Here is a 12,932-nt window from a genome sequence, read left to right as displayed (position 1 = left end):
CGCAACCCGGCGGTTATCGCCGATAACGTCGGCGATAACGTCGGCGACTGCGCCGGCATGGCTGCCGACCTGTTCGAGACCTATGCCGTAACGGTAGTCGCCACCATGCTGCTGGGCACCCTGATGCTCTCGGATATCGCGGCGCAGGCAGCGGCCTACCCGCTGGTACTGGGTGGCGTTTCCATTATCGCGTCCATCATCGGCACCTTCTTCGTCAAGGCGCGCGAAGGCGGCAAGATCATGAATGCCCTGTACCGCGGCCTGATCATGGCTGGCGTACTGGCCGCCGGCGCCTTCTATTTCGTCACACAGCAGATCATGGGTGACTCGGTTGTACTGGACGGCGTCAGCGTTGACAGCATAAACCTGTTCTATTGCGGCCTCATCGGCCTGGCGCTGACCGCCGCCATGGTGGTCATCACCGAGTACTACACGGCAACCGAATTTTCACCGGTACGTCATATCGCCGAAGCCTCCACCACCGGTGACGGCACCAACGTAATTGCCGGCCTGGGCGTTTCCATGAAATCTACTGCGGCACCGGTTCTCGCCGTAGTCGCTTCCATCTGGGGTGCTCACGAACTGGCCGGCCTGTACGGTATTGCGATTGCCGCGACCGCCATGCTGTCAATGACCGGCATCATCGTAGCGCTGGATGCCTACGGCCCGATCACTGACAACGCCGGCGGCATTGCCGAGATGGCCGAACTGGATGAGAAAATCCGCAACATCACCGACCCGCTGGACGCTGTCGGCAACACCACCAAGGCGGTAACCAAGGGCTACGCCATCGGTTCCGCCGGTCTCGCGGCACTGGTGTTGTTCGCCGACTACACGCATGCGCTGGCCAGCCATGGCAACGGTGAAGTACTGAACTTCTCGCTGGATAACCACATGGTCATCATCGGCCTGTTCATCGGCGGACTGGTGCCCTACCTGTTCGGCGCCATGGCCATGGAAGCCGTCGGTCGTGCCGCCGGTGGTATCGTCAACGAAGTACGCCGCCAGTTCCGTGAAATGCCCGGCATTATGGATTACACGCAGAAGCCGGACTACTCGCGGGCCGTGGACATGCTGACCAGAGCAGCCATCAAGGAAATGGTGATCCCGTCGCTGCTGCCGGTGCTGGTGCCGGTGGTGGTCGGCCTGACGCTGGGCAAGGAGGCGCTGGGCGGCCTGCTGATCGGCACCATCGTCACCGGTCTGTTCGTGGCGATTTCCATGACCACCGGCGGCGGTGCCTGGGACAATGCCAAGAAGTATATCGAGGACGGCAACTTCGGCGGCAAGGGTTCCGATGCGCACAAGGCGGCAGTGACCGGGGATACGGTTGGCGATCCCTACAAGGATACGGCGGGGCCGGCGATCAACCCGTTGATCAAGATTATCAACATCGTGGCGTTGATGATTGTGCCGCTGCTGTAGCCTGAAGCACTTTTTAGTTACTACAGTACGCCTCCGGCTTTACGGGTCGGGGGCGTTTTTGTTTCTGTGGCTTGTTTTCGTCAGAGAGGCGGTCATATTTTTTCAGGCGGCGATTTGCCCGCTACGCGGGTTCCCTGCGCTTCTCGGACTGTTGCGCGCTCGCTAAACTCGCCCATCGCGTTACACGCAATGGGCTCAGACAACGCTCGCTCTATCGCAACAGTCCTGCGATGCTCGGCTGCATCGATGCCTGAAAAAATATGACCGCCTCTCTGACTGGCTCTGTGCAAGCATCAACGACGCATTCATAAATTCATTGCGAGCGTAGCGCGGCAATCTCTTTGGTCATGTGCCAGACTTTGAGAGATTGCCGCGCTTCGCCCATAGAATCCCTCCGGGCTTCATTACGGGTACCTTAGCCTTTCGGGTCAAGGCATCGCAAGAAAACAGAACTCTGCCACGAACTTTCCGGTTCGGGCCGGTGGCGAGGGAGGTGTCCCTGTCCGGTGAGTCGGTGCAGCCGAGCAACGCAGCAAAACGCGGAAGAAGAGAGCCCTGTCTGAGCGGTTTCGAAGAAACCGCGAGTTTGGCGAACGCCGTGTTTTGCGAGAAGCGCAGGGAACCCGCGAAGCGGGCAAACCGTCGAACCGGACAGGGACACCTCCCTCGCCACCGGCCCGAACCACACCACCCAAACCAATTAAATCAGGCTTTCCTAATACAGACCCGTTATAATCACCGCCCATTTTGAATTCCTCGACGGGAGTCCCTCATGAATCTTGATCGCGTCAGCTCCGGTATGGACCTGCCGAATGACATTAATGTCATTATCGAAATTCCGGCCCACGCCGACCCGGTGAAATACGAAGTCGACAAACAGACCGGCGCCATGTTCGTCGATCGCTTCATGAACACAGCCATGCATTATCCCTGCAATTATGGCTACGTTCCCCACACGTTATCGCCAGATGGCGACCCTGTGGATGTGCTTGTCCTTACACCGGCGCCCCTGATCAGCGGTTCCGTGGTGCGTTGCCGGCCGGTCGGCGTACTGAAAATGACCGATGAGTCGGGCGACGATGCCAAGGTGCTGGCGGTGCCGATCGACAAGCTGTGCAAGGAATACCGCCGGGTGCAGGATTTCCGCGACCTGCCGCCGAGTATTCTGGAGCAGATAGCCCACTTCTTCGAGCACTACAAGGACCTGGACGAGGGCAAGTGGGTGCGCGTGGAGGGCTGGGCCGGCATTGACGAAGCCCGCAAGGAAATCCTCGACAGCGTCGAGCTGTACAAAAAAGCCCCCGAAAAACCCAACTTCTGAGTCCTGCCATGAAAGTCTGTATCGTTTCCGACAGTCACGACCACCGCCCGCTGCTGGCGGCCGCCGTCAGCGCAGCCAAAGCCGCCGGGGCCGAGGCCGTGCTGCACTGCGGGGACGTTGTCGCACCCAGCACGCTCAGTGTACTGAAGCCGTTTGAACTGCCCATCCATGTGATTCACGGCAATAACTCCGGTGACCTGTACATGATGGCGCGCATCGCCAACCAGCCGGGCAATCACATTACCTTCTACGGGCAGGATGCCGGTATCGAATTATGCGGCCGCAGGGTTTTCCTGGTGCACTACCCGCACTATGCGCGCGCTCTGGCGACCACCGGCGACTGGGACCTGGTGTGCTGCGGCCACGACCACGAGGTACGGGTCGAGAAAGTGGCCAACATCAAGGGTGGGGAAACGCATATGGTCAATCCCGGCACGGTGGGCGGCGTGGCAGCGCCGGCAACCTGGGTTATGGGTGATCTGGACAGCATGACCTTCGAGGTACACGAAGTCACCATCGATACAGCAACGGAAAACATTGCTGCCTTGTGAAATGGATACCGGCCTTCGCCGGTATGACGGGGTTGTAACGGGTTGACGGGTTGACCAGAGCTTTTCTAGCCAGGTGTGTTGTGCTCCACCCAGCGACTGCCGTCCTTCAGCTGTTCTTTCTTCCAGAACGGTGCATTTGATTTAAGTTCTTCCATCAGCCAGCGGCTGGCCTCAAAAGCCTGCTTGCGATGCGCCGACCAGACGGCAACCAGCACAATCGGATCGGCCGGCTGTATTTCACCTACACGGTGCACAATCAGGGTGTCGATCAGGTCCCACCGCCCGGCGGCATCGGCGCTGATCTTTTCCAGGTAGCGCTCGGTCATACCCGGGTAGTGCTCGAGGAACATGCCCTGGACGCTGTCGCCTTCATTGAAATCGCGCATGCTGCCGACAAACACAGCCGTTGCCCCGAAGCTCGCAGCAGTGTCTCCCAGCGCCTGCGCCTGCCGGCGCTGGATTTGCTGCCAGGGGTCGAAGGGCCGATCCGTCACCTCCACCTTCATAACGCCCCCCCGGTCACTGGCGGGAAGAAAGCCACTTCATCGTCCTCTTCCAGTGTCGCGTCGTAATCGACGTATTCCATATTCCGTGCCGCCAATATATTGGCGGGCAAAGGTTCTTCGGGCAACAGAAGATGCCATAGCTCGCGCACCGTAACGCCCTCCGGCGCCGATACCGAGCTAACGTCTATACCGTGGCGCTCACGCAACCCGGCAAACAATCTGACCCTGACCTGCATTTTTCCCGCCCTGCATTGCGACCTGTGCGCCAGACACCTATAGTAAGATCCAACCACACGAAAAGATTCTGGAGAACATACCGATATCAAGTTTACCACGCTCTGCGTGGCCAGATGTGGGAACCGGGACAGGCAAGATGAGCAAACTGAGCCATTTCAATGCGGCGGGCGAAGCGCATATGGTCGATGTCGGCGACAAGGCCGTATCGAGCCGCTGTGCCGTGGCCGATGGCTGGATTGCCATGCAACCTTCAACCCTGCAACATATTCGCAGCGGCGATAACAAAAAAGGCGACGTCCTCGGCATTGCCCGCATTGCCGGCATCATGGCTGCCAAGAGAACCGCCGAGCTGATTCCCCTCTGCCACCCCCTGGCACTGACACGCGTGGAGCTGGAACTCGAAACACGCGATGAACCGGCCTCCGTGTATTGTCGCGCAACGGTTGAAACGCGCGGGCAGACGGGCGTGGAAATGGAAGCACTGACGGCTGTGCAAATTGCCCTGCTGACGGTTTATGACATGTGCAAGGCCGTGGACCGTGGCATGACACTGCACGAGGTTCGCCTGCTGGAAAAGCTGGGCGGTAAATCAGGCCACTGGCAGCGCAACGCGTCGCGGGGCTGCTGACACATGCGATATATCACACAACAGGGAAGAGACAGTTGATATGACCGCGCCACTCAAGGTCCTGATCGCCGAGGACAATGACGACGATGCACAGCTGCTGCTGGTCAGGCTTCGGCGCGCCGGTTACACCCCCGATTACCTGCGCGTCGACAGTGCCGACGCATTCCGGAACGCCCTGAAGGATCACAGCTGGCATATCGTGATCTCCGATTACGCCATGCCCGGCTTCAGTGGCCTGGAAGCCCTGCGTATTCTGCGCGAGCAGGACCACAATACCCCGTTTATCCTTGTCTCGGGAACCGTTGGTGAGGAAATTGCCGTGGATGCCATGCGCTTCGGGGCCAACGACTACATCATGAAGGATAACCTTGCACGGCTGATACCGGCTATCGACCGTGAGCTGCGCGATGTGCGGGAGCGCTCGGATCGCCGGCGTGCCGAGGAAGCGCTGTACCAGGAACGCGAACGCGCACTGGTTACCCTGCACTCCATCGGTGATGGCGTTATTACCACCGATGCAGACAGCCGCGTTGACTACATGAACCCGGTCGCGGAACGGGTCACTGGCTGGAGCAGCAGCGAGGCCCAGGGACACCCGCTCACGGAAGTGCTGCCACTGACCAACGAGTCAACACGCATCCCGATCGAGAATCCCGCGTCCATCTGCCTGCGTACACGGCAGGTGGTCAACCTCACCGAGCAATGCCTGCTGGTCAACCGTGACGGGCAGGAATTTCATATCGAGGACTCGGCCGCCCCCATATTCGACCGCGAGAACAACGTCATAGGTGTAGTACTGGTGTTCCACGACGTCACCCGCGAGCGGCGTATGGCACGGCAAATGACCTGGGAAGCCACCCACGACAGTTTGACCGGCCTGGTCAATCGGCGCGAGTTTGCGGAACGGCTGAACAACCTGTTGTCCTCGGGGAATCGCGGCAACCGCGAACACGCCCTGCTGTACCTCGATCTCGACCAGTTCAAGGTCATCAACGATACCTGCGGCCACGATGCCGGCGATGAATTGCTCCGCCAGCTCAGCCGCATGCTGCTGGACAAGGTGCCGACAAACTCTTCACTGGCGCGACTGGGCGGCGATGAATTCGGCGTGCTGCTGGAAAACGTTTCCATGGAACAGGCCAGGGAAATTGCCGACCGGCTGCTGACGACCTTCAGCAACTTCACCTACCAGTGGGAAGACCGCCGTTTCGATGTCGGTGTCAGTATCGGCTTGGTGCCCATCCAGCAGGATGCCCGGAGTGCCTCACTGATACTCAGCGCCGCGGACGTTGCCTGTTACGTCGCCAAGGAGGCCGGCCGCAACCGCGTGCACGTGTACGAGGAAAGCGACATCGATCTTGGCCAGCGACACAATGAAATGCACTGGGTGTCGCGCATCAAGGAAGCACTGGAAGAAAACCGCTTCGTCCTGTACCGCCAGGAGATCACCGCGCTGAATGACATGGACAAGACACCGCACTTTGAGCTGCTGGTGCGCATGCGTTCGCCCGACGGCACCATCATCCCGCCGGGCAACTTTATCCCTGCGGCTGAACGCTACAACCTGATGAATGCCCTCGACCGCTGGGTCATCGACAACGCTTTCCAGCACCTGCGTCGCTTGCAGCAGCGTGGAGACAAGGGTATCTATTCCATCAACCTGTCCGGGAATTCACTCAATGAAGAAGGCTTTTCCGACTATATCGCGCAAAAAATCGATGAATACCGGATTCGCACCAGTCAGCTGTGCTTCGAGGTGACGGAAACTGCAGCAGTATTCAACCTGGCCAGGGCCAGCCACATCATCAAGACCCTGAAGAAACTCGGTTGCCGCTTTTCACTCGACGATTTTGGCAGTGGACTGAGTTCATTCGGCTACCTGAAAAACCTGCCGGTGGACTTCCTGAAAATCGATGGCGGCTTCGTAAAAGACATGGACACCAACCCGATGAACCGGGCCATCGTGGAGGCGATACACCAGGTTGGCCATACCCTGAGCATCCGCACGATTGCCGAATTTGTCGAAAACGAGGCCATCGCCACCCTGTTGCGCGAGATCGGCGTGGACTATGCACAGGGCTATCACTTCAGTCGTCCGCAGCCATTACTCGATGAAAGCAATGTCACTCCGATTGATAAAACAACTTCTGTATCAAACATTTAGTCCTTCATCCCGGCGACTTCACAGGCATACCCCTGAGCGGACAAAAACGCTATAATTTCACCTATGCAGTGGATTAACCTCGTTTCGGAAGATGCCGGTATCCAGAATCTCAGGGCCGACAACCGGCGCCCCGCCATCACGCGCAATGTCGATGCGGTGTCGCCCTACCCGTCCACACATGCCCCGCAAATGGGCAAGGGTATGCAGCGGGATCCGGGTAAACAGCGTGATCGCCGCGCGGGAGACCGCCGCACAGGGACAGACCGCCGTAAACAGCAGATCCCGGTAGTGCTGGACACACGCAGCAAACATGACCGCCGCGCCATTTCCAATCGCCGTTCACCCGACGACGCCCGCGATACCGGCAGCGCTCAATCCCGCTCCGGCACGCGCCTGAATCTGTATGCCTGAGCGGCCTGGTGGATCGATACACCCGTCCACCATCGCCTCACCCTGCATCCGCAACTGCTGTCTCGACGAAAACGACATCTGCCTTGGCTGCTACCGCAGCCTGACAGAGATCTGCGCCTGGGGCGAAGCCGACAATGCAGTTCGACAAAAAATTCTGCACAATGCGGCTCAACGCAAACAACAACGCGGCCACAACCCGGCGGAAACTATTTAATGCAAAGCCCCCTGAACACTGACCTGCTCGACTTCATCCAGCGCTCACCAACACCGTTTCACGCCACGCACAACCTGCGCCAGACGTTAATGGATGCCGGCTTCGACGAACTGAAGGAGGCTGATCGCTGGCAGACCCGGGCAGGTGGACGCTATTTCATCACTCGCAACAACTCATCCATTATCGCGTTTACGCTCGCCCCGCAATCCCCGCCGGAGCAGGGCTTGCGCATGGTCGGCGCACACACCGACAGCCCCTGCCTGCGCATCAAACCTCAACCTGAAACGATCCGCCAGGGCTACTACCAGCTGGGCGTGGAGGTTTATGGCGGCGCACTGCTCAATCCCTGGTTCGACCGTGACCTGTCGATTGCAGGCCGCATAAGCTACCGGGATGCCGCCCAACAACTGAACAATGTGCTGATCGACTTCAAACAGGCCGTCGCCACCATCCCCAGCCTGGCAATCCATCTCGACCGCGACGCCAACAAGTCGCGCAGCATCGATGCACAGAAACACCTGCCGCCGGTGGTGATGCAAACCGACGCGTCTTCACCCGCCGACTTCAGGGCCTTGCTGCGCGACACAGCCCGCAACCAGCACCCGGGGCTGAATATCGAGCAGGTCCTCGAATTTGAACTGTCACTGTACGATTGCCAGCCGCCTGCATTCACCGGTCTCAAGGCTGACTTCATTGCGTCCGCAAGGCTGGATAACCTGCTCAGCTGCTTTATCGCACTGCGCGCCCTGCTCGACAGCGAGGACACGCGATCAAAACTGCTGGTCTGCAACGACCACGAAGAGGTTGGCAGCGCTTCCGCCTGCGGAGCAGATGGCCCGTTCCTGAAATCGGTACTGCAACGCCTGTGCAGCGACCACGAGACGCTGGCGCGCTGTATCGACCGGTCGTGGATGATATCCGCCGATAACGCGCACGGCATTCACCCCAACTATGCAGACAAACACGATGCCGATCATGGCCCGCAACTGAACCACGGCCCGGTTATAAAAACCAACGCCAGCCAGCGCTATGCCACCAACAGTGAAACCGCCGCCCTGTTCCGGCTGCTGTGCGAACGCGCCGATGTACCGGTTCAGTCCTTCGTGGTGCGAAGTGATATGGCCTGTGGCAGCACCATCGGCCCGATCACTGCAAGCAACATCGGCGTGCGCACCCTCGATGTCGGCGTGCCGACCTTCGCCATGCACTCCATCCGTGAACTGGCCGGCAGCAAGGACACGGGCTATCTGCACCAGGCGCTGAAGGAATTTTTTGTTTATTGAACCATCCCTGACCGGAAACAGCGGGAGACAGTGATGTCAGATCAGAAACGCGCACTGGTTGTCGATGATTCAAAATCCGCCCGCATGGTACTGCGCCGCATGCTGGAAAAGCACGGCCTGATTGTCGACACCGCTGAATCCGCTGCCGAGGCGCTGGAGTTTCTCGTCAGCAACCGTCCAGACGCGATTTTCATGGACCACATGATGCCGGGTATGGACGGGTTCGAAGCCGTGCGCGCCATCAAGGACAACCCACAGACCGCCACCATCCCGGTGATGATGTACACCTCGAAGGGTGGCGACCTTTACCTCGGCCAGGCGCGCGCCCTGGGCGCAGTCGGTGTGCTGCCGAAGACCGTGGCGCCCGCCGAACTGTACGAATCACTCAAACGCATCGGACTGCTCGACGAGCGGCGCAACCGTGAGGAAAGCGGCCAGCAGGAAGACGAAATGGCGTCAGAACGCCTCGACGACCTGTACCCACGACAAACTCCCGATATCCCTGTTATCGAGGCCGCGGCCAGCACTGGCCGACCTGAAGATGACGCGGAACCGGTACAGATCCAGCTGCGCCGTATGCTTGACGAGCAACGCGTGGAAATCCGCAAGGATCTGTTGCTGGGCCTGGATACAGCCGCACGCCAGACCCGTGAAAAACTCGACCAGCTGCTGGATGAAAAAATCAATGCGCTACGCCAGCAATTGCCACCCCCGGCACACCCCCCTTCGATTTTACCCATGATCCTGCTGATTGTCCTGTTGTTCATTTCCCTGACCTGGAACTTTACCTCGCGCAATGACGCAGGCGACAAGGACCTTTACAGTACAGCGGACATTGCTGTGGCCGGCCGGCCAAAGATCCAGGCTGAACCGGTAGAACGTGGCGCAAAACCTGACCCGGTAGACAGGGATAACACAGGGGAGCGGATTAAACAGCTATGGCAAACGGTAAGCTGGGCATTGAGCCAGGATATGAACTACCCCTGGAATGAAATTGCGCTCGACGGCGCACGCATGCGAACCATTGCACAACTGCTCGACCAGCTTGGCCGCACTGGCTTTGCAGGCAAGCTGGTGCTGGAAACCCATACGGGTGAATTCTGCTTGCAGGGCAGCCAGGAAAAAGGCTTCGAACTTGCCGCTGAAGACATCACACTGGACCAGTGCAGTACCATTATGAACCCGGTGCAACCCACCGATTCAGCCTCGACCCACCAGTCACTGACATTCGCCAACCTGGTTGCCAGCTCTCCCTGGCTGCAGGATGGCAGCATAGAACTGGAAATCCGCGCCGTCCCGCGTAGCGAGTCCCTCGCCGACTACCCACCACGTGAGCCGGCGACAAAAGCCGGTGAATGGAACCGTATTGCCGCTGCGAACAACCGCGTGCTGATACAGCTGGTCCCGGAGTAGGGACGTGTGCAGGTCAGGCCTTTTTGTAGATCTCCGCGCCACCCTTCACGAACTCGACTGATTTTTCCTGCATGCCCTGCTTCAGGGCATCGTCTGCCGACATGCCATGCTCGCGCGCATACTCGCGCACGTCCTGGGTAATCTTCATGGAGCAGAAGTGCGGCCCGCACATGGAGCAGAAGTGCGCCACCTTGGCGGAATCCCTGGGCAGGGTCTCGTCGTGGTATTCACGCGCCCGTTCGGGGTCCAGCGCCAGGTTGAACTGGTCTTCCCAGCGGAACTCGAAACGCGCCTTGGACATGGCGTTATCGCGTACCTGCGCGCCGGGATGGCCCTTGGCCAGGTCGGCAGCGTGGGCGGCAATCTTGTAGGTAATAATGCCTTCGCGCACATCTTCCTTGTTGGGCAGGCCCAGGTGTTCCTTGGGCGTGACGTAACACAGCATCGCGGTGCCGTACCAGCCGATCTGCGCGGCGCCAATGGCGGATGTAATATGATCGTAGGCCGGTGCAATATCGGTGGTCAACGGGCCAAGCGTGTAGAACGGCGCCTCGTAACAATCACGCAGCTCCTTGTCCATATTCTCCTTGATGAGCTGCATGGGCACGTGGCCAGGCCCCTCGATCATGACCTGCACATCATGCTCCCAGGCAATTCCGGTAAGCTCACCCAGCGTTTCCAGTTCGCCGAACTGCGCCGCATCATTGGCATCCGCCAGCGAGCCCGGGCGCAGACCGTCGCCCAGCGAGAAGGACACATCGTAGGCCTTCATGATTTCGCAGATATCGGAAAAATGCGTATAGAGGAAACTTTCCTCGTGATGTGCCAGGCACCACTTCGCCATAATGGAACCACCGCGCGAAACAATCCCGGTCACGCGATCGGCTGTTAATGGCACGTATTTCAGGCGCACGCCGGCGTGGATGGTGAAATAATCCACACCTTGCTCGGCCTGCTCGATGAGCGTGTCGCGGAACAGCTCCCAGCTCAGCTCTTCGGCCTTGCCGTCGACCTTTTCCAGCGCCTGGTAGATCGGCACAGTACCGACCGGCACCGGTGAGTTGCGCAGAATCCACTCACGGGTTTCATGGATGTTCTTGCCAGTGGACAGATCCATTACCGTGTCACCGCCCCAGCGTGTCGACCAGACCATTTTCTCCACTTCCTCGGCAATCGATGAGGTCACGGCCGAGTTGCCGATGTTGGTGTTGACCTTCACCAGGAAGTTACGGCCGATGATCATCGGCTCCAGTTCCGGGTGATTGATATTGGCCGGGATGATGGCACGCCCGCGGGCAATTTCATCGCGCACGAATTCCGGCGTCACCCGCTCCGGCACACTGGCGCCGAAACTCTGCCCCTTGTGCTGGCGCAGCAGGGCACTGTCCTTCAGCATTTCCAGCCGCAGGTTTTCACGGATGGCGACGTATTCCATCTCGGGCGTAATAATACCCTTACGCGCATAATGCATCTGCGACACGTTGGCACCGGCCCTGGCGCGGCGCGGCTTGCTGATGTGTTCAAAGCGCAGTCTGGCCAGCTCAGGGTCACTGTTACGCTGGCGGCCGAATTCAGAGCTGGGACCGTCCAGGCACTCGGTATCGCCACGTTCCTCGATCCAGGTACGGCGCAATGCCGGCAACCCTTCCAGCAGGTTAATTTTTACATTCGGATCGGTGTAGGGACCGGATGTGTCATACACGGTGATGGGAGGGTTTTTCTCGACACCAAAACTGGCGGCTGTGTCGGCCTGCTCGATCTCGCGCATACCCACGCGGATGTCCGCGCGCGAACCCTCGACATAGATTTTGCGTGAACCGGGAAACGGCCGGGTAACTTCAGCGGAAAGCTCGCTGGTCTTCTGGATAAATTCTTCCGGGATGGCGCTCATGGAGTTTCCCCTCTGTTCGGGTGGTGACGGGTTGCGGGGAAGACTGATGCAGTGTTCAGCTTCCCTGCGCTGGTATTAACCGGTTCAGGTTCAAAGGGTGTTTCTCAGCCCCGTTGACACAGGAGCACCCCTAGCTGCGCGGACAAAGTAGCTAAAGGATGGAAGTATTGCAAGCACACCCGCACGCCAGTACCCTTGATCGGACACGGAGGAAATAACCCTGATGAATGCACTGAATCTGGAAGAAGCCCGCTTCAACATGATCGAACAACAGATCCGACCCTGGGATGTGCTTGACGATCAGGTACTTGAAACACTCGCCAGCACCCCGCGCGAGGACTTTGTGCCGCAACGTTACCGCGCCCTGGCCTTCTCGGACATCAGCGTACCGCTGCAGCACGACCAGGTGATGATGCCACCCAGGCTGGAAGGCCGGCTGTTGCAAAGCCTGTTGCTGAAACCGACCGACCGCGTTCTGGAGATCGGCACCGGCAGCGGCTACCTCACGGCCTGTCTGGCCAGGCTGGCGGGCAGCGTACACTCCGTCGACATTTTTGCCGACTTCATCGAGCAGGCCAGTGACAAACTGGAACAACATGACATCGATCATGTGACCTTCGAGCACACCGATGCGGCCAGCGGGCTGGAGACGACACAGCGCTATGATGCCATTGCCGTGACCGGCTCATTACCGTTACTGCATCACGGCTACCACGAACTGCTCAACCCGGGTGGACGCCTGTTTGTTATCGTCGGCAAACCACCGATCATGCAGGCGCTGCTCATCACCCGCACCGATGACCGGGAATGGAACGAGGAAAGCCTGTTCGAGACTTCCGTCCCTCCACTGATCAACGCCCCGCGAGCAGGGGCATTCAGGTTCTGAAC

At 59.1% G+C, this 12,932-nt stretch carries 13 protein-coding genes and 1 riboswitch; of the genes, 10 read left to right on the top strand and 3 right to left on the bottom strand.

Features of this window, described 5'->3' with window-relative positions; all coding sequences use genetic code 11:
* The 3 genes from ACW81B_RS05585 to ACW81B_RS05575 all read left to right on the top strand — a co-directional run.
* On the top strand, window positions 1–1,425 hold a 1,425-nt coding region (locus tag ACW81B_RS05585), incomplete at its 5' end, for a sodium-translocating pyrophosphatase (protein ID WP_491579233.1).
* A gap of 772 nt (window positions 1,426–2,197) precedes the next feature.
* Entirely contained in the window at window positions 2,198–2,746 is a 549-nt protein-coding gene (ppa, locus tag ACW81B_RS05580; protein WP_491579232.1) for an inorganic diphosphatase, read from the top strand.
* Between the two features lie 8 nt (window positions 2,747–2,754).
* Window positions 2,755–3,297 (top strand): metallophosphoesterase family protein, encoded by a 543-nt coding sequence (locus ACW81B_RS05575; RefSeq protein ID WP_491579231.1) that lies wholly within the window; start codon window positions 2,755–2,757, stop codon window positions 3,295–3,297.
* A gap of 65 nt (window positions 3,298–3,362) precedes the next feature.
* On the opposite strand, the gene ACW81B_RS05570 is transcribed toward ACW81B_RS05575, so the two are convergent.
* Both ACW81B_RS05570 and ACW81B_RS05565 read right to left on the bottom strand, forming a co-directional pair.
* Window positions 3,363–3,803, bottom strand: coding sequence for a molybdenum cofactor biosynthesis protein MoaE (locus ACW81B_RS05570; RefSeq protein ID WP_491579230.1), 441 nt, complete (start codon window positions 3,801–3,803; stop codon window positions 3,363–3,365).
* Entirely contained in the window at window positions 3,800–4,039 is a 240-nt protein-coding gene (locus ACW81B_RS05565; protein ID WP_491579229.1) for a MoaD/ThiS family protein, read from the bottom strand. Before ACW81B_RS05565 ends, ACW81B_RS05570 begins: the two co-directional genes overlap by 4 nt.
* 137 nt (window positions 4,040–4,176) lie before the next feature.
* Between ACW81B_RS05565 and moaC the strand changes: the two genes are divergently transcribed.
* The 6 genes from moaC to ACW81B_RS05535 all read left to right on the top strand — a co-directional run bounded on the left by moaC (window position 4,177) and on the right by ACW81B_RS05535 (window position 10,153).
* Entirely contained in the window at window positions 4,177–4,668 is a 492-nt protein-coding gene (moaC, locus tag ACW81B_RS05560; RefSeq protein WP_491579228.1) for a cyclic pyranopterin monophosphate synthase MoaC, read from the top strand.
* Window positions 4,669–4,708: 40 nt separating this feature from the next.
* Window positions 4,709–6,832 carry an EAL domain-containing protein gene (locus ACW81B_RS05555; RefSeq protein WP_491579227.1) on the top strand — a complete coding sequence of 708 codons (2,124 nt, stop codon included), beginning with the start codon at window positions 4,709–4,711 and terminating at the stop codon, window positions 6,830–6,832.
* Window positions 6,833–6,895: 63 nt separating this feature from the next.
* Window positions 6,896–7,243: a hypothetical protein gene (locus tag ACW81B_RS05550; RefSeq protein WP_491579226.1), complete on the top strand. Its 348-nt coding sequence runs from the start codon at window positions 6,896–6,898 to the stop codon at window positions 7,241–7,243.
* Complete coding sequence (locus ACW81B_RS05545) at window positions 7,236–7,457, top strand: DUF1289 domain-containing protein (protein ID WP_491579225.1); 222 nt, start codon at window positions 7,236–7,238, stop codon at window positions 7,455–7,457. Before ACW81B_RS05550 ends, ACW81B_RS05545 begins: the two co-directional genes overlap by 8 nt.
* Window positions 7,457–8,740, top strand: coding sequence for a M18 family aminopeptidase (locus tag ACW81B_RS05540; protein ID WP_491579224.1), 1,284 nt, complete (start codon window positions 7,457–7,459; stop codon window positions 8,738–8,740). Before ACW81B_RS05545 ends, ACW81B_RS05540 begins: the two co-directional genes overlap by 1 nt.
* Before the next feature lie 33 nt (window positions 8,741–8,773).
* Window positions 8,774–10,153, top strand: a complete 1,380-nt coding sequence (locus ACW81B_RS05535) for a response regulator (RefSeq protein WP_491579223.1) — start codon at window positions 8,774–8,776, stop codon at window positions 10,151–10,153.
* Window positions 10,154–10,166: 13 nt separating this feature from the next.
* Here ACW81B_RS05535 and thiC read toward each other — a convergent pair whose 3' ends face one another.
* Complete coding sequence (thiC, locus tag ACW81B_RS05530; RefSeq protein WP_491579222.1) at window positions 10,167–12,044, bottom strand: phosphomethylpyrimidine synthase ThiC; 1,878 nt, start codon at window positions 12,042–12,044, stop codon at window positions 10,167–10,169.
* A gap of 44 nt (window positions 12,045–12,088) precedes the next feature.
* A riboswitch (TPP riboswitch) is annotated at window positions 12,089–12,186 on the bottom strand.
* A gap of 81 nt (window positions 12,187–12,267) precedes the next feature.
* On the opposite strand from thiC, the gene ACW81B_RS05525 reads away from it, so the two are divergent.
* Window positions 12,268–12,930, top strand: a complete 663-nt coding sequence (locus ACW81B_RS05525) for a protein-L-isoaspartate O-methyltransferase family protein (protein WP_491579221.1) — start codon at window positions 12,268–12,270, stop codon at window positions 12,928–12,930.
* Window positions 12,931–12,932 lie beyond the last annotated feature (2 nt).

It is taken from the genome of Thiogranum sp., assembly GCF_058323355.1.
This window is presented reverse-complemented; position numbering and strand designations above follow the sequence as displayed.